This is a genomic window from Paenibacillus sp. J2R1T-4 (genome assembly GCF_059692235.1).
This window is the reverse complement of record NZ_JCAUBA010000002.1, coordinates 301,131-320,433: the sequence shown is the minus strand read 5'-3', so window position 1 is coordinate 320,433 and position 19,303 is coordinate 301,131. Positions and strand designations below refer to the sequence as shown.

At 40.5% G+C, this 19,303-nt stretch carries 22 protein-coding genes; all 22 read right to left on the bottom strand.

Going from position 1 to position 19,303, the window contains the following annotated elements:
• Positions 1-12 precede the first annotated feature (12 nt).
• A complete protein-coding gene (locus AC58QD_RS05075) occupies positions 13-498 on the bottom strand; it encodes a GNAT family N-acetyltransferase (RefSeq protein WP_497330682.1) in 486 nt (161 codons plus the stop codon).
• A gap of 184 nt (positions 499-682) precedes the next feature.
• Complete coding sequence (locus tag AC58QD_RS05070; RefSeq protein ID WP_497330680.1) at positions 683-1,393, bottom strand: FRG domain-containing protein; 711 nt, start codon at positions 1,391-1,393, stop codon at positions 683-685.
• Positions 1,394-1,618: 225 nt separating this feature from the next.
• Positions 1,619-2,449 (bottom strand): hypothetical protein, encoded by an 831-nt coding sequence (locus AC58QD_RS05065; RefSeq protein WP_497330678.1) that lies wholly within the window; start codon positions 2,447-2,449, stop codon positions 1,619-1,621.
• Between the two features lie 74 nt (positions 2,450-2,523).
• Positions 2,524-2,724, bottom strand: coding sequence for a hypothetical protein (locus AC58QD_RS05060; protein ID WP_497330676.1), 201 nt, complete (start codon positions 2,722-2,724; stop codon positions 2,524-2,526).
• 566 nt (positions 2,725-3,290) lie between these two features.
• Positions 3,291-3,860: a hypothetical protein gene (locus tag AC58QD_RS05055; RefSeq protein WP_497330674.1), complete on the bottom strand. Its 570-nt coding sequence runs from the start codon at positions 3,858-3,860 to the stop codon at positions 3,291-3,293.
• 1,292 nt (positions 3,861-5,152) lie between these two features.
• Positions 5,153-5,437: a TIGR04104 family putative zinc finger protein gene (locus AC58QD_RS05050; protein WP_497331397.1), complete on the bottom strand. Its 285-nt coding sequence runs from the start codon at positions 5,435-5,437 to the stop codon at positions 5,153-5,155.
• A 282-nt stretch (positions 5,438-5,719) separates the two neighbouring features.
• On the bottom strand, positions 5,720-6,250 hold the full coding sequence (locus AC58QD_RS05045) for a hypothetical protein (protein ID WP_497330672.1): 531 nt from the start codon (positions 6,248-6,250) through the stop codon (positions 5,720-5,722).
• A gap of 293 nt (positions 6,251-6,543) precedes the next feature.
• Positions 6,544-6,828, bottom strand: coding sequence for a hypothetical protein (locus AC58QD_RS05040; RefSeq protein ID WP_497330670.1), 285 nt, complete (start codon positions 6,826-6,828; stop codon positions 6,544-6,546).
• A 237-nt stretch (positions 6,829-7,065) separates the two neighbouring features.
• Complete coding sequence (locus AC58QD_RS05035) at positions 7,066-7,674, bottom strand: hypothetical protein (RefSeq protein ID WP_497330668.1); 609 nt, start codon at positions 7,672-7,674, stop codon at positions 7,066-7,068.
• A gap of 227 nt (positions 7,675-7,901) precedes the next feature.
• Positions 7,902-8,354: a hypothetical protein gene (locus tag AC58QD_RS05030; RefSeq protein ID WP_497330666.1), complete on the bottom strand. Its 453-nt coding sequence runs from the start codon at positions 8,352-8,354 to the stop codon at positions 7,902-7,904.
• Between the two features lie 356 nt (positions 8,355-8,710).
• A complete protein-coding gene (locus AC58QD_RS05025; RefSeq protein WP_497330664.1) occupies positions 8,711-9,322 on the bottom strand; it encodes a tyrosine-type recombinase/integrase in 612 nt (203 codons plus the stop codon).
• A gap of 195 nt (positions 9,323-9,517) precedes the next feature.
• The gene (locus AC58QD_RS05020) at positions 9,518-9,811 is read right to left on the bottom strand and encodes a DUF6509 family protein (protein ID WP_497330662.1); all 294 of its coding nucleotides are present in this window, start codon (positions 9,809-9,811) and stop codon (positions 9,518-9,520) included.
• Between the two features lie 103 nt (positions 9,812-9,914).
• On the bottom strand, positions 9,915-10,448 hold the full coding sequence (locus AC58QD_RS05015; protein ID WP_497330660.1) for a DinB family protein: 534 nt from the start codon (positions 10,446-10,448) through the stop codon (positions 9,915-9,917).
• 17 nt (positions 10,449-10,465) lie between these two features.
• Positions 10,466-10,930, bottom strand: coding sequence for an SRPBCC family protein (locus AC58QD_RS05010; protein WP_497330658.1), 465 nt, complete (start codon positions 10,928-10,930; stop codon positions 10,466-10,468).
• A 52-nt stretch (positions 10,931-10,982) separates the two neighbouring features.
• On the bottom strand, positions 10,983-11,429 hold the full coding sequence (locus AC58QD_RS05005; RefSeq protein WP_497330656.1) for a GNAT family N-acetyltransferase: 447 nt from the start codon (positions 11,427-11,429) through the stop codon (positions 10,983-10,985).
• 26 nt (positions 11,430-11,455) lie between these two features.
• Positions 11,456-11,869 carry an MmcQ/YjbR family DNA-binding protein gene (locus AC58QD_RS05000; protein ID WP_497330654.1) on the bottom strand — a complete coding sequence of 138 codons (414 nt, stop codon included), beginning with the start codon at positions 11,867-11,869 and terminating at the stop codon, positions 11,456-11,458.
• Between the two features lie 15 nt (positions 11,870-11,884).
• Complete coding sequence (locus tag AC58QD_RS04995) at positions 11,885-12,427, bottom strand: hypothetical protein (protein ID WP_497330652.1); 543 nt, start codon at positions 12,425-12,427, stop codon at positions 11,885-11,887.
• A complete protein-coding gene (locus AC58QD_RS04990) occupies positions 12,420-13,127 on the bottom strand; it encodes an HAD family hydrolase (protein WP_497330650.1) in 708 nt (235 codons plus the stop codon). Before AC58QD_RS04990 ends, AC58QD_RS04995 begins: the two co-directional genes overlap by 8 nt.
• Positions 13,128-13,208: 81 nt before the next feature.
• Positions 13,209-13,667: an NUDIX hydrolase gene (locus AC58QD_RS04985; RefSeq protein ID WP_497330648.1), complete on the bottom strand. Its 459-nt coding sequence runs from the start codon at positions 13,665-13,667 to the stop codon at positions 13,209-13,211.
• Positions 13,668-13,712: 45 nt separating this feature from the next.
• Positions 13,713-14,522: a hypothetical protein gene (locus AC58QD_RS04980; protein WP_497330646.1), complete on the bottom strand. Its 810-nt coding sequence runs from the start codon at positions 14,520-14,522 to the stop codon at positions 13,713-13,715.
• Positions 14,523-14,966: 444 nt separating this feature from the next.
• Positions 14,967-15,479 carry a GNAT family N-acetyltransferase gene (locus tag AC58QD_RS04975; RefSeq protein WP_497330644.1) on the bottom strand — a complete coding sequence of 171 codons (513 nt, stop codon included), beginning with the start codon at positions 15,477-15,479 and terminating at the stop codon, positions 14,967-14,969.
• 32 nt (positions 15,480-15,511) lie between these two features.
• Entirely contained in the window at positions 15,512-19,300 is a 3,789-nt protein-coding gene (locus AC58QD_RS04970) for a hypothetical protein (RefSeq protein ID WP_497330642.1), read from the bottom strand.
• Between the last annotated feature and the right edge of the window lie 3 nt (positions 19,301-19,303).

Sequence of the window (19,303 nt, the reverse complement as noted above, 5' to 3'; positions counted from 1 at the left end):
GTTACTTTCAATTCAATCATATTTCAGTCTTCTTCTTATCATGAATCTGTCAGCATTTTTTACAAATCCATATTGCTCATACAGTCCATGTGCATCCGCTGTCCCTAAAATTCCATTTAGGTTTTTCAATTCCTCGCAAGATGTAATTGTTTCTATTAGTTTTTTGCCTATTCCTTTTCCACGGTATTCCTCGTCGATCATGACGTCGCCTATCCAGTATGTAGTTGCCCAATCTGTAATAATCCGAGCAAATCCAATTTGTCGGTTTCTATGATAAACGCCAAAACAAAATGAAGTTTCAATTGATTTATTAATGATTTCTGTAGGTCTATTATTAGCCCAATACGAAGACGCTAAGAACTTATAAATCGTTTCATGATTTAAAAGAGACTTATCTGTACTAATCAAATAATCCTCAAACTTCACTTCCATAAGTTCATCCTCCGCTCTGTTCTGATTGAGTAAAATCATGTTTTTGCCGCTTTCCGTTGGTTTCATATAACGTGTCTGTGTTCCCGTACCCTCACTGGCTTAAGGGGCGTAGCCCCGTCCGCGACGCGGTTAGCCAGTGCAGGGTTGTCTGCTGATTCCGCTTCCTCGAAATCCATCTGCAGACCAAGGTCGGCGCAGCCGTCCGCAGTGGGAACACGATGTTAGCTGGAGTTCTTGCCACCTTGATTAGCTAAAAAATGTCAGTCTTTTTGTTTATATATCTTGCAAGCCCTTCTAAGTCAGGAAAAATAGAAAATGGATGTATTCCCGAGAGCTCTAAAAAAGTGATTACATCCTCCCTATATTTGACTTCAATATCGATTCTCTTTAAAATACCTTCGCTTACTAAAGCTCCATCAAATTCTTTATCAAGAGGTTCTAAAGTATTTCCCTGTATTGTAAATACCCCTTGTTGTGCAACAATTCTTTGGTTATTTCTTAATGGATGAAGCGCAATTGAGTTATTGGGGAAGTCTTTATTACCATCTTTTTTTAATTTGTCTCTAAATAAATCATTATGTGTTGTATAAAAGGTTGGGGTACCTAAAGTCTTTTGATTTAAGCTAATAGGGTTTAACATCCAAATAGTTATTGGGGTATTTTTATCCCAGTTGTTTGCTGCGAAAAATAGTGCAGTAGCAAATGATTCTGTCCAATCTAGTAATCTAGTCTTTACACCATGATGTTGCATAATATAAACTAAATTCCAGTCGTCCTCATTATGATAAATATGACCTAAGTTTTTGAATAGATTATACCTAGTTCTTTCATTACCTTTGAAGTCTTCAAGTTTAGTATGTTTTTGTCTAAATAGAGATGATTTTAACTCCCAACTTGCATCCCCTTGTCCTCTAAACCAAGTATTTCTATTATTTTTTTTGAATTCTTTTACTTGATCCATTATGTTGTCCCAAGTCATGGTACACCAACCTTATTCATAATAGGTATTGCAAGAATTTCAGCTAACGTTGTTGTATTCACGAACCCTCACTGGCTTAAGGGGTACAAGCCCCGGGTCCAACGGATTTAGCCAGTGCAGGGTTGTCTGCTGATTCCGCTTCCCCGAAAATCCTCTTGCAGACCAAGGGCCGTCAGGCCCGCCGCGTGAATACGGTGTTAGGCGAAGTCAACTCTTCTCTGATTCAGCTTTCAATATGTTTCTTAATTCTTTCATTGTTACCACATTCCTAAGCTTGTAGTTCTTTACGTTGCTCTGCAAAGTCTTTTTATTAAATCTACATTTAAGAAAAATTATTAATATTGCTAATAGCTTCATTGATCGCTTATTAATATTTGTTCTCAAAATAATATGCTCATATAAACACATATACTGAAGCAAAAATAAAAGAGGAGTATGCAATAATATTCCAATAATGTCAATAAACATTTTTTCCCAAAAATCTATTTTAGTTGCATCATGAAGACTAAAAATGAATCCTTTAAAAGCTGCTAAAATAAAGATGAATCCAAAAATCATTAGCATAAAATTAAGTAACTTCTTAACTTGCATATATTTCTCGTCTCTTTCTGCAACAGCCATAAGCCCACCAATAAGAGCAAGTGTAGGTATAATTACTAATTCAGACCAGATAGATAAGGTATATTCATTTATTATAAATAGAGGAATAATACTTAATTTAAAAGATTCTACTATAAGTTTTTTAATGCTCACATCAACATATCTTGAAGAGACTCGAGATATCAATGGATACAAAGCCATAAATATCCACAAAATATAGTCCTTAATTACTCCAACTTCAAGTATTTTAAAGAAGTACATTACGAAAAACACAAGTACAATATATGAATTCGTAATAATAAATATAGGATGCTTAATTAAGCCAAAAAGTGACTTAATAATGTTGGGAATTGACGATCTTACTCCCTTAATAGATAGGGCAAAAATAATAAATATGATAAGCCAAATAATTAAAGCTTGTTCTCTTGGATTGAACAACGTACTTACCTCTTTAATTTATGATTTTTAGTTGATTTCTCCTAACGTTGTTGTATTCACGAGCCCTCACCGACTTAAGGCCCGCCAGGGCCCGCGATGCGGTTAGTCGGTGCAGGGCTGTCTGACTGATCCACTTCCCCGAAATGCCTCGGGCAGACCAAGGTCGGCGCAGCCGACCGCAGCGTGAATACGGTGTTAGATGATGTCGGCGACTTCTTGAGTAAGCTATCAATAAATTCACTATATTCTTTATGCTTCCAATAGTAATTATTCAATAAGTCTTACTGGCCCACCCAGATTTGAAAATAAGCCCATCAAATAAATAAATAAGCTTATATGTAAAATAAATAAAAGATAATATGTGAGTTTGCTTTTCCTTTCAATAATTTTTATTATCCAACAAACTCCTATTGATATAAAAAATCCTAGTCCAATAATTAAAGCAATATATCTTAATAAATGGTTAGCTACAATATCAACATCTTTCAACTTAGGGCTTAGATGAATGGCGAGAATATGTATGTACTTAACCAATAAATTAAGAAAAAAAATAAGAATAATAAAGTTCTCGAAATCATCTTTATTGCTTTTATGTTCTACAACCCCTGTCAGAAAAATGAAGTTAAGATACTACCCCTCGCCGATTTCATCTAACGTTGTTGTATCTACGAACACTCACCACCTTAAAGGAGCGTTAGCGACTGGCCGCGGTGCGGTTAGGTGGTGCAGGGTTGTCTGCCTGACTTCGCTTCCTCGAAATTCTTCGGGCAGACCAAGGGGCGTTAGCCCCGCAGCGTAGATACGGTGTTATGTGCAGTTGGGGCCCTCTTCGAAATACTATTTAGATTCTCTTTACTCTTTCACTTATGTATTTTTTTAATGGCTCGATTGTGTCGAGTATATGAAAACCTGTAATTACATGCATCGGAATATTCCTTTTCATTGTATAAATCTTTGCTGTATGTCTAGGCACAGGATATCTAGCTCCCCACATTATGATATCTGTCAAGAATTTTAATACTTCTTCAAGTAACATTGGATCCATTTTGTGTTTTGCTAATTCTGTACCCGAAAAAATCTCCACTGTCTGTGCCATCTCAAATAAACCATGGGTCTTTCCAACACTTCTTCCTATTTTTTTGAGAATAATATCCTCGCCATGTTCTTCGACTTCAATTAATTCTGGGTTTTCTTTTACTAGTATTGCCTTCAATCCATTCTCGATTGCAATCCCCCAGTGATATAAAGCGTTAGTCCAAAATTGTATATACGTATCTCCATCTTCAAGTAATTCTCTGATGTTCTTAATGGTATGAGTTTTAATTGATTCAGCAATCAACGATTGATGTTCACAGTACATCATCCACAGATTTGGGTCATATAATTTTGTTTTATATTCTTCCTTCTTCATGTGTTCAACCCCTAGATAGATTTTTGCCCCAATTGCATATAACGTTACCGCATTCCCGACGCCTTACCGACTTAAGCCACGAAGTGGCGAGCGCAATCGCGCTTAGTCGGTACTGGTGTGTCCACCTGAATACCTTCCACGAAAAGCTTCGGGTGGACCAAGGTCGGCGTAGCCGGCCGCAGCGGGAATGTATTGTTATGTGAAGTCCATGACATCCTGAGTTACTATCAAAATTCGTAATTATTAGTAAGTTCTTACCATTCAATTTCTTTATATAAATCTTTAATATATCTATTCTCTATTGTCGCAGTATCAAATAATTCTTCTGAGTTTCTAAATTCTTGAGTATAACTATCGGTATTTCTTGTAAAATAAAATCCATTTCTATTTCTGCTAATCCATTATCCAATATTATTATGATAAATCAAGAACTCTTCTCCCCAACTAACTCTTTCTTTCAGTTCTTGAAAATCTTCATTTGTCATGTAATAAATCCTTTCGGTTTGGTTTTAATCGGTCATAATCATCTTTCATGGATTTCACATAACGTTGTTGTATTCACGACGCCCCACCACCTTAAGTCCCGAAGGGACGGCCGCGATGCGGTTAGGTGGTGCGGGTGTGTCCGCCTGATTCCACCTCTCCGAGATGCTTCGGGCGGACCGAGGGCCAAATGGCCCGAAGCGTGAATATGGTGTTATCCGATGCCTCCGACTTCCCGAGTTACTTTCAAATCGCCCTTAAAGCTGCCCTTAAAATCAGATCTCTAAAATCATTATCTATAGAAAGTCCATTATCAGATCCCTTAAATCAAGCCCTTAATTGGGATTGTATCCCAAATCAATAACAAAAGCACTATACTAGTCCAAGCATTTAGAATTTATCTCAAATATGCTATACGTGAGGGGATGATGGACAAGATGCTAAGATCATCTCACATCATTTTCTGCCAATACTTAACGGCTGCCAACTATAATATTGGCAGCCGTTTCTGTTAAACGATCCTTTTCACTTACTCAATATTCAATGCTCTTCCCTCTGCTCTTCTTGGACTCGGAGGTTTCGGATAACGTTGTTGTGTTCCCGAACCCTCACTGGCTTAAGGCCGAAGGCCGGCCGCGACGCGGTTAGCCAGTGCAGGGTTGTCTGTAAATCCGCTTCCTCGAAAATCATCTGCAGACCAAGGTCGGCGTAGCCGACCACAGTGGGAACACGTTGTTATCCGATGACCTCGACCTCTTCGAATATTCTAAACAAATTCTTGATACTTTTAGGTTTTAATACAGTTTTTATTAAATTGTTTTATATCTCAGAATATAAGGAAATAAGAACACCATCGGAATAGCTATCATAAGGTAAATGAGAATTGAGTTTAGAAAAGTTGCGTTATCAAAAAACACTATTCTTGTTCCTATTGGAAAAGCAACAACTGCTAGTGATGCTATTATCCTTGATCCTGAAGTAATTTTATGTACTTGACCACAGTTGTCACACCTAATTGGTTTATATGTAACCGCATTCGATCGTAACAATTTTTTGTATTTAAAATTATCTCCACAATGTAAGCACCTCTGCATTCTAACACTCCCTTCTGCGTCTAATTCTATTAAAGTAAGTGTAATATTTATTATTGTTATGTTTTTACATCGAGGTTTTCGGATAACGTCTCTTGTATTCACGAACCCGAGAACCTTAAGGCGCTTTAGCGCCGGCCGCTGCGCGGTTAGGTTCGCAGGGTTGTCCGCCTGATTCAGCTCCCCGAATTGCCTCGGGCGGACCAAGGGGCGGATGCCCCGCAGCGTGAATACGGTGTTAAGTGATGTCGGGGCCTTCTTGACTATCTTTCATACTTTCTTAATTTATTCTTCATCAATAGAAGTTCTATGTAATTCTGGATAAGGCAATTTTAAGGGATTAGAGAAATCATAAATAATTCTCTCATATTGATGTGCCCAGACGCAGCCTTCGACAATAAGTTTCTCCCCTTCATGTTCTACACTCGCCCAACAGAAACCAAGCCCTTTATAAACTTCTTCCGGCACGAAATCAAACAATTCTAAGTTCTCTAAATCCACTATTGAATACCCTTGATAGTCTTGGCCACAGATCAAATATTCCTTATTGTCTTTTGTAATCCATTCAAATAAAAAATGACCCATATTCCTTCTAATCTCTATCGATTCATTAGTTTTGAGATTGGTTAGTGATCCAAGTGTACAACTATAACTGTAGTATCCTTCTGTGTAATTAAAATATATTATTTCCAGTTTGTACTTATTGGAGGGAGAAATATGAGTATCTAGTTTATTTAATTTATATTTCTCTTGAAGATATTTAAAATGTTCGTTTCTCATTTGTATATATCTTTCATCATTTGCTACATTGGTCATAATAATTTACTCCTTGAACTTGATTGTTTTGCCCCGATTTCACTTAACGTTCTTGTGTTCCCGACGCCTCACCGACTTAAGCCCGAAGGGCGGCCGCGACGCGGTTAGTCGGTGCAGGTGTGTCTGCTGAATCCACTTCCTCGAAATGCATCTGCAGACCAAGGTCGGCACAGCCGGCCGCAGTGGGAACATGGTGTTATGTGATGCCTCCGACTTCTTGATTAACATACAAAATCTCTATATTCATTAAATATTATTTATTATTCCTATAAGTCTCTAGAGGTGTTTAATCGTTATTTTTCAAATATGTTCTTCTGTATTTTAGTGATTTCATTAGTACTTGAATTATATTTGAATAGATACAATATTTTTTGATCATCTTTGTATAACCAGAAACCATCATTACTTGTTCCGCTTGTCGCTTGTCCATATAAAGTAAACCCATTGGGGATACTGATTTGAGGTTGCGGCTGTGCATTCGTTATTGTTCTTATTTCCTGTTTCAAGTCAATGATTTGATATATTAAGAAACATAATATAGTTAATAAAATTGCATTGTATATATTAGCGTTTTTCATGTCATTAGTCCTCTCTTTTTAAGGTTTATTAAAGGTTTCGGAGGTTTCACATAACGTTGTTGTATTCACGACGTCCATTCCACTTAGATAGCTCTTATCTTAGTGGAATGGATGTGTCCGGCTGCCTACGCTTCATTGAAATGCTTCTACCGGACCGAGGGCCGAATGGCCCGAAGCGTGAATATGGTGTTATGGGATGTTGCTGTCTCCTTCGAGATTCTTCCAAAAAAATGTTCTTTAATTTTTTCTTCTTTGCGCAAACGCAATCGTTTCTAAAGCTTGAAATAACCTTAAACAATCGGCTTGGTTCCATTCATTATTATCTCTACCATGAAGAATCCAATGTCTATTTATAATTTCTGGTCTATCTTTATCAAATGGTATATTTGCAAATAATTTATCAATAATCAAACCAATAGATTTCCAAAAAGCTTGTTTATCAAGATCGTCTTTTGCATATTCTTCTACTTGTCTGCATAAATTAATGACGTTCATTTTACTATTTTCATTAATACTTACAATTACACCCTCGATAATTGTAATTAATGCAGGCACAGTAACTAAATACAACTGATTTTTGTACGACTTTATACATTGTTCAATTAATTCATACCATTTTCTGTAAATATCTGCTGAACAAACATATTTAGTCAGCCCAAAAAAATTCCTCTCATCTGCGTAATGTTTAATAAAGAAATTATCTACATCAAACTGATTTGCTGAAAAAGAAATTAAGTTATTAATTTCTGCTAGAGATACTTGAATTGGCAAAGTCCATCCAAAGTCAGCAAGTTTTATGATACATTCATAACGATATTCAAAGTAATCAGATTTTTTTTGTCCCATAGTGGACCTCCAAATAAATGTTTACAGCAATTTCCCATAACGTTTCCGCATTCCCGACGCCTTACCGACTTAAGCCACGAAGTGGCGGGCGCGACCGCGCTTAGTCGGTACAGGTGTGTCCACCTGAATCACTTCCACGAAATGCCTCGGGTGGACCAAGGTCGGCGCAGCCGACCGCAGTGGGAATGTATTGTTAGGTGATGTGGCCGACTTCTTCGAATCAGCATTCAATCCCAGAAATTATATATAAGATCTCCTAATCTCTCAGGTTTCCATTTAGTAATCATAATTCTTTCAATGTCATTTAGTTCTTTAATAAAATCTGAATGAATAGCGCTTTCCAACTCCTTCTTGGACAAAATATTATAGTAGTTTCTTAAATCACATGTATTATCAATATCAATAAAGTCAATGTTAAATGGTTCCACCTTATTCGCAAATGCGAGCACTGGTTTAAACGCATTCAACAAAATATAATAGTTCTTCCCCACAACATTAACCTTCACAAAATAAAAGTTCTTTTCAATAATTCCAAATTCTTGCTGAATTAGCTTACCATTATTCTTAATAAGAAAGTTGTATACATGCTTTAGATAATCCTTTGTGTTCTGTTGAATAATTTCAACAGCATTATAATTACTGAATCCTGTTATTCCATCTTTAAAGTAATCGATTGTCATTAATTATTCCTCTTTTTATTGTCTTTTCGGCCATTTCACCTAACGTGCTTGTATTCACGACGTCTCTCCACCTTAAGCCCCGAAGCGGCGGCCGCGATGCGGTTAGGTGGAGGGATGTGTCCGCTGAATTAACTTCTCCGATATGCCTCGTGCGGACCGAGGGGCGAATGCCCCAAAGCGTGAATATGGTGTTAGCTGAAGTTCGGCACTTCGTAGATCTGCTTACAAATTTCTCTTAAACCTTTGAATCTATATATTGAAGGATACTTCTAAAAAGATTTATTACAAGTTTAGCTTCTTCCTCTCCAATAAGTTCTTCATTAGGATGTGAAAATGATTTGTTATTTCTAATCTCATTAAGATTCTCTAAAAGTTTTCATTACTCCAGACAAAGATAAAGCATGATCAAATATTTTCTGCACCGAACGTTCCGTGAGATGCTTTCCCTCGGTTTGTCCAGGAAACAACCATAACACAGGTTTATCATGTTCAACGTAGCATATAACAATTTCTAATGCAGCATCGGATAGAAGTGTTATTCGATCTTTTCTGCCTTTTCCTTGACGAATACGAAGTGTTTTGCGAACGTGATCAAAATCCTGAATCTTCAGACGGACTACTTCGCTAACTCGAAGACCTGATGAATAAGTTAAGTACAAAATTGCTTTATGATTCAAATTAACTAACGCTTTCAAGTTAAGCATGACTTCATTTTTGGATAAGACATTCAGTAGCTTATTCTCTTTCTTAGGTCTAATGTAAGGAACAGTTTCCATTAGATTTAGAACTTTCTGAGAATAAAACTTTACTGCGCTGATAGCTTTATTCACATGGGCATGAAGGCAACCTCTTTTTAATAAAAATAGGGAATATTTAGAATTAGTTTGATGATCTCTATTAATGGACTTCTCATCACAATATTGAGAGAAGCGTTCGACATGACCACAGTAAGCCTTAATCGTTTTCAAAACTATAGCCCCAAAGCAGTAATTCATCATTCAGTTTTTGTTTCTGGTGTAGTTTCATCTCGAATATATAAACGTATCCCATTAAAGTCCACCTCCCAATTATATCAGCGATTGTAAATACTGGAAATCAAAAAAAGGCTTGCAAAGTCACTGATGACTTCGCAAACCCCGATTCTTTCGGCAGTTTTCATAATCCTATTCAGCCTCCGTATAATGCTCCTTACAAAAAGCATCAATTAGCAGCGCCTCTTCATCCTCCAACTCGAAATCCAGATACTTATTCAAACTGCTTTCAATAAATTCATACTTCACAATCGCTGTCTGGCCATCATCTTCCTTATAAATGACTCGCAATGAAATCCCGTTCTCGGAGTAAAGCTCGTCCTCTTCCGGCACCTCAAGCTCGAGCATAAATTCATAACGCCTTCCAGTCAAAATCCCGAATTGGTCTTTAATCAGTTCTACGGTATACGCTGTTATGGCAAACATCGGATCATCCTTCACAAGTTGGTTACTCTCTATAGTATAGAATGTTGTAGTGAAAGTAAAAGGCGCTCATAACGTAACACGGTGTCATTAAATTTACATTTGGTTATTTCGACGAATCGGATAAATATCTCTCCTGAATAACAGATAAATGGTGCAACTGGTGACCAACAAGAATATAAGCCAATGCCCTTGCGGAAATCACACTGTTATTAGCAATGCCTTTTCTTGACAAGGCTTCTTCCGATAAACCTCTCAGTAATGAAATCGTAGAACGACGCACATTTGAGAAATCCTCCAATAAGTCTTCAAGCCTCGATGAGTCAAAAGATGCGCCTTGAACATAATCATTCTCGTCAAAACCAGCGAGCGGTGTCGCATCTCCTCTTGCCACACGAAGCAATCTGTAACTCATAATCCGCTCCGTATCCGTAATGTGGCCGATTACCTCCTTCAGACTCCACTTTCCATCCGCATATCGGTATAAGCCTTTTTCTTCCGGCAGGTCGCGAAGTAAATTCACAACAATCTCAAGCTGTGATTCCAGAAGTTCCACAATATTGTCTTCCTGTACCAATCTCACATAGTCATCATAATAATGTGCGTATTCATCCGTCGAAGGTCTAATTATGGCCGTCATTGCTGCATCTCCTCTATTCATTTAGGATTGGTAGTTGCCTCAGCACAATGTTTAATATATTCATTTCGTTTAACTAGCAGTCGCTCCATGTAGGATCTCAGGATCATTACATCGGCTAACTTGCCAAGCGGACCCAAGGGTGAAGTGTAATCGAACGTATCCGTCATCCAAGTCCCGCTTCCTCTTTCTATAAACGTATGCTCATGTCTGAATCTTTTGAAAGCACCGCTCACCATTTCATCCACAAAACGATAAGGAGCTTCGAATTCCGTAATAACCGAGGTCAACCTTTGCCGAATACCGAAATGTGTCGCCTCCCACGTCACAGTTTCTCCTAATTCAATTAGCCCGCTTGTCCGTCCTGCTATTGCTCTTTCATTAGTCTGAGAGGTCGACTCCATGTGGATATCAATGTTTCGCGAACAATCAAAACAGTCTTGCAAAGGTGCTTCAACAAAGATGGAGGTTCTAATAATTGGCAAAATTCCCCTCCTTTCTATCTATAGACTCTAATTATACACCTTGTGACTCTATTTAATGTACGATTTCATTTCCTTCCAAAACCTTTTGTAAATAATAATGTTGGAATCCTGTAGGAGCATTTTCTATAACAGCTATTACCTCGTAGCCATGTTTCAAGTAGAACTTAGGCGCTTGAAAACTAAAAGTATTCAGCTTTATGAACGTGCAATTCTTTTGTCTGGCTATTTCTTCAATTTCATTTAGTAATTTCGATCCATAATCCTTCCCCCTGTAATCCGGGTTAATCCATAGAATATCAACTTCTATCCAATTCCAACAATGAACACTGTTCAGACCGCCTATGACTTCACCGTCTTCATTTTTTATAGAAAGATTAATCTCTTGATAATTTCTCCTCAACTCAGCGGGTACATGCTCATTATTGAACTGAATTAACCCGTTTCTAACCAAATCCCTTTCTTCTTTGCTGCTCCTGCTTATTGAATATTCATTTGACATACGCTTGTCCTCCTAACCAAATCAAATTAATCTGAATCCTTTCTATTACTAGCCACGAGATCCTTATACTTCTTAGGGGCTTTTGCCAAATAAGCATCCTCAATGACACCAGCAATTTCTTCCCATTCTGCATGACGATCCAGTCGCAATCCGACCCATCCAAGATATCCTACATAAGCTGGAACATAATAGATTTCGGGATTTGACTCCACTAATATGGATTGTATACCTGACTCTGCTGCGCACCATAAGGCAACTTTTTCATCCCCGTGATGATTGTTATGGTACTGTAGGAATGATTTCTTCTCATTAATGAAAAAAGTAGGCGCACCGTGACTAATCCGCTCCGATGTTCCTGGTAACGAAAGACATAGTTGCCTGATTCGTTCCAATAATGCCGTTTCATATAAGGCATCCGATGAAAGTTTTTCCGTACTCATCTTCCTCACACTCCTCTAATACATGAACTTCTTCAAAGCAGCATCGTCCCATATTTGTGCTTCAATATATCTTTCCGGCCCCTTGCTTCCATCCGCATTCCACTCCTGGGGCAAGCCATATTGACTAATTACATCCTGAATCTCGGCTTTCGTGTACACTTGCTTTCTGTAAGGCTTATTATCATCATATCTCATCGTTGGGAACAAATCTCCATATGTAAAACTGATTGAGGCTTCGTCAAGCTCATCCCACTCGATCTCTATCATGCTTCCTTGCTTGTACCAGCTTAGAAGCCAATTACATGTTCCTACTGTCATATAATGAGGGTAGCTTTTCTTAGGATTACCGCCTTTTTGTATAAAAATATCTCTTGCCTGCCGCTCCAGCTCTTTTCGTATGACCAAATACTCTTCTGATCTGCGGCCTGCAAAAACCTGCTGTTCAAGTCGCAGCTTGCCCAGAATTCGATCGGCCTCTAGGGGTTCAAGGCTCGATAAATTCCGAAAAGGTCCCAGCTCTTGTTCATAGTAATGATAGAGTACATAGGGATTACTCATGCGAAGTCCTACTTGCTAAACCTACAAGGTCTGGGAGTTCATCCAAACTATGAATGGTCAGTACATTTGCATTCTCATCCATTTTGTAGTCGCGGTTGAGCCAGATCCCTTTCATTCCGGCCTCCTTGCTGCCCCTAGCATCCACGTCTAAACGATCCCCTACATAATAGCTATCACTAACCTCGACCCCCGCACGTTTACAAGCTTCTATGAATATCTCTGTGCTGGGCTTCGAGTAGCCTACGTCACCCGAGGTTATAACTGTGGAAAAGTAACTTTGAATGTCTAAATGATTCAATTTCTTCACTTGCTGCTTGTGATCTCCATTTGTAATAATTCCAAGTCTATGATGATTTGCTCCCAATCGGTCTAAACAGCTCTGAACATCCTCATAACAGCGCCAGTGCAGCTCATACCCTTGCAAATACTGATTAAAACGTTGGTCAGCCTGTTCGTCTTCTAGCGTAATACCAAAGGCGAGAAACTGTTGCTTCATCCGAATTCTTCTCTGCTCTACGAATGATAGCTTTCCTTCCAAATATTGATTGAAGTACGTTTCCAACAACGATTCCCAGCTTGCAAGAAACTCCTCTTCGTTGGATTGTATATCTGACCCGTAGATGCGATAAAGAGTAGTCACTCCTTGTTGTGCTGCATAATCATGATCAAGCAACGTACCGTCCAGATCAAAAAATATCATGGATTTGCTGGCCTCCTGGTTAGGTTTCACTCATTAAGTTAATCCTCATTTGGTTAATTGCGATTATATCTCTCCCTCGACTTACAGCTCCCTGTTATAGTTAATCGAATATGTATTCCTGGAACCCTCCCTTTTCTCCTTCCATTTGTCGTACAAGATGTAATATACGTCACCATAGAGCAAACCCTCAGGTAAATGGTCTACAAACCGTATTTCTTCAATCTCGTAGTCAGGCAAATCCCCCAACTCATGTACATCTGCAAAAAAAACTGTTCCATAACTACCGTTTAAAGAGTAATTTCCAAAAGGCATCAGATCAAATCGAACAGCGCCTGTCTCCTCATATAGCTCTCTGCTTGCCGCTTTGACTATGGACTCTCCTTCTTCAATCTTACCTCCTGGCATCTCCCATGCTATGTTATCTTTGTTCCTGATCAGAATGATTTCCTTGTTATAATGCGCAAGCACAACCACGTATTTGATCTCTGCCTCGTTGATCTCATCAAGCTCGAACCAACTTACTTGCATATGGCTCGTCATTGCTTTGCCCCTTATTAGATAAAATGAACAATTCCAATTAATCGTTTATTTAACAGCTTTCAGTATCCCTTGATTATAGCTATAATTTCTTGTTTGCTCTGTCCCTGTCCTATCGTTCTTTAGTTGTATGATCGGAGCGGTTCCGTTTTTATTCAGAGTAACATAGTCACCTTGCCCATCCCTTATGGTTTCAAGCACGCTTGCGCTTACCTCTAATTCCCCACTCTTGGAACGGATTACTGTAAGGTCAGGTAGTGCTAGATGCAACCCAGGGAACTCAATAATGAATTCCTCCTTGCCATCGAGATCCAGATCTACAAAACTAGCCTCCCCCCAATGTTGAAAAGCATTTAGACTCTTTTTCTTCTTATCATATACTAGGAACAATTGGAGTCCGGGTCCATTTGCGAAAAGTTCTATACTCCCGATCATTTCATACAGATCTTGCGGGGAAATACCACGTTGGAACACACATACTTGAGCACAACTGATCTGGTCTGTTTCTTTTAAAGAAAAGGATAAATCCCGGATTAGATAGGTCTGCTCATTCACATTCAGAATCCCATGAAGCACAGTTCTGGCAAATGAACTAGTTGAAAACGACTCTACATAAACACTTAATACCATCGGATTGTTATCCAATAGACCAAAGTTAATAGTTCGAATAAGCTTCGACTCTGGCGCAACGATTCCTTGCTGAATTGCTTCAAGCTGCAACGGTTGGAAACTTAACTTTACTTCCTTGACGTACGGTGGTGAATGGGTTGGAGATGGTTGAGTTGTAGTAACATCCTGTTCTTTGCAACCAACTAACAACAAAGACATGAGAACAAATAAAACTCGCCATTCTTTCATTTCCTCACCTCTGGACGGACATATTAAAAGAATTCGAGATAGGATGCAGCTTTCCTTTTTATGTAATTGTTAAGTCCTTCTGAAATAAGAAAAACCAAGTGTCGTAACACTCGGTCCGAATCATCTTCGATTTATTAATGGCATAAAGTATTTACAACCAATTAACTAGCATTCTTAGAAGTACAAACAAGATAAACATACCAAATCCCAACAATACAATAAGCAGCGAAACTCCAAAAAGCTGTCTTATAAATCCCTTTCCAGGATCAGCTATTGAAATGGTTATCAAATAACTAATAAGGATGGCAATCAGCAGTCTAAAGACACCACTCATTGAAATATAGAAAGAACAAGTAAACAAGAAAGAACCTATAAGAAGCTTCATCCAAACGGTTTTCTTATCTAACAAGTCGCGCAGCTCCATTCATTCGATCCTTTCTTGACTTAGAAAAATGACCCAGGATATCTCAGTTCCCCACTAACTCCTTCGGTTGCGCCTTTTACCAATTCACACACCATGAACACATCTGCCGAAACCTGAAATTGCTTCAACTCAAATCCAGCTTCGCCCGCAGGCTTAAACCCAAAACGTGGGTAATAGGATGGATGCCCGATCAAGAACACCAGATGAAATCCAAGCTCCACGCATCGTTTGAATCCTTCCAGAATAAGCTTGCTTCCGATTCCGCTCTTCTGAAATTGGGGATGAACCGCTATTGGAGCTAACACGATAACTTCATGCGTTCTTTCATCACCGACCACTTCTGCTTTACTTAGCAGCAAATGACCAACTATCTCCCCATCCTCTTCCGCTACAAGCGATAATGCCGGGACAAACTGAGGCGACACACGGATTCTTTCAATTAACCGCGATTCCTCATCCCTATTACCGAATGCTTGAACATTCAGTTGGAAAACTTTCTCGTAATCCTGCATGGTTTCCGTTCGTATATTCAAACTTGCACTCCTCCTTCCGACATTTCCATCCATTATTGTGAAATAAAATGATTACTAAGTGTAAAGGAATCGCCTGGTTTCACATCAATCAGTATCTCGACTCCATCAACCAGGATCTGTGCCTTTTTCCCTAGTTCTCGTTTCTTGGTTTCGAATGGGGAATCTGCATTCAGACTAATCAGCGAAATGCTAGTATCGAAGGACAGTAAATCCCCCACAAGCTTCGGATTGCGGATATAATAGGCGGAAGGCTTAGGATAGTCAGATGAATGGATCAAAGCGACACGTCCTTCAAGCTCTTTGATGTCAGCCACAGGTCCGAATGCTTCCTCCAGTCCTGAATCTAACTTTACCGAAATCGCCCCCGTCCCTGATTCTTCTTCTGCTAATTCTACTTTACCTTTCAAATACGCAGACACGCGCTGCTCCGCCAATCCTGCCGCTTCAATGTGTGTATAAGCAATTGCCTCCGCTGACACAAGCTCACCCCCGCAATAACGCAGCATAAGAGCTTTCGCATCTGTTGTGATTATTTGACCTGTACGATCCTGAAAAGATACCGAGTCTCCAACAGCATAATTGCTGATCAGAATATCACGATAATTGTCACCATGGAAGACTTCCACTCCAACTGGTTGAAAGTGTGTCGATTGATTAGCTGTAATCAATGTCAACCCTCCAATGGCCTCAAGGAACGGCTTCTGATCATAGGGCTCCAATACGGTGCAGAACGTAGCAGCACGATTCTCGAACGTCCTTATCCCCTCGGATTCACGTATTGGATCCTCCTGATCCCGCCACATTACGAATGGCAGCCAATCCGATTCTCCCATATGCTGAAAGCCCATCTCGCCTAGGCTAAACACAACCTCACGCGCCGCATGGCTAACATCAGGAACGGTATGAACCTTGAGCGCAGCATGATCATATCGATACGTCCAGGAAACGGATGTCGCGCCAGTCTTAGCCTTACGTTGCGCCTTCATCCAGCCATAACCAGGCTTTTCATAAAGTGGAGAGTCTGTGCCATCTAAAGTGCGCTGTAATGTACCCTCTAGCGGAACCCAATCCTCTGCCTCAATTCCCTGAAAAGAAAGCCGATCCGGCGAAAGCATCCCTGCCGTATTATAGTCGAAGGTTCGTCCTCTCCGGACATAGTTGATGTCCAAAACATATGCAGCCGAATCGTCTCCGTTCGCTTGGGTTGGGGCCGGAATCAGCCAGCTCCAACGCTCCGCATGCGAGCCTGGGTAAATCACATCGTTCTCTAATCCTGCAAGTTGGATGTGGTGTCCTTCATAATGAGCAAGCTGTTTCGAATACGAAGCATTCTGATTGCGTCCATCGATAAGAGTGACCATACAGGCGGCTGAGTGAGTTTCCCAGCCTCTTAATTTGGGACTTATCCATGTGAACGGGTATGCTCCAACACCCGCCAACAGATGATAGCCAAACGCTCCAATCCACAATCCAAGCTTATCTCCGTGCGCGTGACCGGCTGTGGGTTGTCCGTATAACACAACATGCTTGCAATCGGCCGCCGTCCGCCCATGTCTGAGCAGGCTCGTCTCCGAGTTCTGAAGCAGGAAAGGAGCAAATGATGAACGGGACTTCTCTTCTTTTATCTCGGGATTCACACTGGCATAACTCTGATAATCAGCAAAGTCTGCAGCCGTACCTAGCAGCAGCAAGGAACTATCAATGGAGGCTGCATTCACGCTTTCCAGACGAAACGCTGACAATTCCTCTTCGGTATACAGTGCCAACAAGGAGCCAAGCAAGCCGCGATCCTCGTCCATTCGAGAGAATGCAATTTCATAACCTGCTGCATATTTCGGCAGCCCTCGACGTCTGTACTCGTTGATAGGTTCCTTATTATCCAGCTGCCAGTCACCGAAGGCTGGGATTATTCCTCCTGTTTTGGTTCGGAAGGTAAGATCGATTATAGCTTGTATCCCATATTGCTTGTCTGTGAACATATCAATCGGCTCAGGATAATACTGTTCATCCGTGAACAAGTAGTTCGTATTCGCCATCAGAATCAGCTGGTCGCCAATAATCCCCAAATATCCATAAGAATCATAGGCATATCGGCCATCCCTATAAAATAAATTACGCAGCTTTCCCTGCAAACTATGCGGCCCTTCCGACAAAATACGATGCATGAGCTTCCCGCTCTGCATAAAGCTTGCGAGCGTCAAATATTTGTAGATGTAGCGGAGCGACCAATCTGCGGTTCTCCGAATCTCGACCTCGCAGCTATAGATCAAATAAGGAATTAATTCATGCACCGTATCTTTAACACAGAAAGACTTCGTCCTCGCTCGCCCCTCTGCGTCAAGCTTTCGTCCGAATAATTCAGCGAGCTCGGGAGCACAAGCATCAATCTCATCGTACAACAGATCAAGCGCCTCAAAGAAATTATCATACCAATATGTTTCCGTTGTAGTAGGCTCTGCAATATGTACACTGTCACTGATCGTACCGTCCGCGAAGTTCCCGTTCATATAAGGGACTAATTCGGCAATTCTGCCAATTAGAATTAGAGCTTTGCGTGCATAACGGCGATCACCGGTAAGTATAAAAGCGCTGGCCAGATTATTGATGGCGCCAAAATATTTCTTACCGCTTGTTTCTGGACAAACAGCTGTATCCTCAATAACCTGATGGTACGGGATGCCCATTAATACTCCGAGGATGAATAGTCTGTAAGCTCCCAGAAACATATATCGAACTTGAGGAAATGGAAATCCTGGAGGAGCGAGGAACCCGTCCCCATGATCATGCAGGGTCACTTCCTCTCCTGTCCCTGGATTGTGCAATTGCATCCCTGGTCGCCACCACATCCCAGCCGCCGGATTATAGAATTCATAAGGCCTTTCCAGGCAGGTCTGCAAGGTTCGATAATTGCCAGGACTCGCTGGGTCTCCATAATATTGAGCAACGGTCAACGCTCTCGGATTGCCAACTGGGACTACATCGAACAGCTCGTCATCGCTTTTGGCTGCCCAATAGTCAGCGACTTCCACAATATTCGCCTTCAACGTCTGTCCCCATTTTGTCGTATCCGCTTTCAAACGGGCTCGTTCCGCGTCAGCAGCTTTTATACGAATCGTCATTCCATGGCGTTTGCGAGTTATATAATCGAATAATTCAGCAGGGATCTCTCGTTTAACCCAACGGGTAGGAAGCCCTCTGCTGTCTACGTCCGCCGCTTGAACAGCAGCTTCAACCTCGTCTGCATCCAGCCCCCTTGCAATCAGCAAATCCCCAAGTCCTTGACCATGAATAATGGAATCACAAGGTAAGCCAGACCACTTTACTATTCCGGCATCCCCCCCGCCCATTGCTTCCCTATACATATTAAAACCAATCCAACGTCTTCCTTGCGGTGAAGCCTCTGTCGGCAGACCAATCAGCTCAAGCGGCAGCTCCAGACGCAGCTTGAGTGTCCCTTCCGCCATGTTGGCCGTTCCATGAACTCCATCAGGCAGAGGTTCGCTCAAATACTCATACAGAAATCGTTCGAACATAAATCCGTCAGTCTCGGTCCAACGAATCTTGAGAAAGTTATGAGGGCGTCTTCCGTGATGCTTAGGATCGAACAAGAAAACGACCTGTTCCGTGCCCCCTTTATGGATTCCTTTACATTCCGCCTCAAGCACGATTCGATTCCCAACCGTGTACGCACGGATGGCTGTGAATAGAGAAGCAGCTGCTAATGTATGACCTATGGTGAATTGGGTATGCGGAACTGACTTACTGGCTTCTGCATAGGCGACTAGTACAGGATACAAAGTGGTGCTTGTCTGCGTAATCAAGTT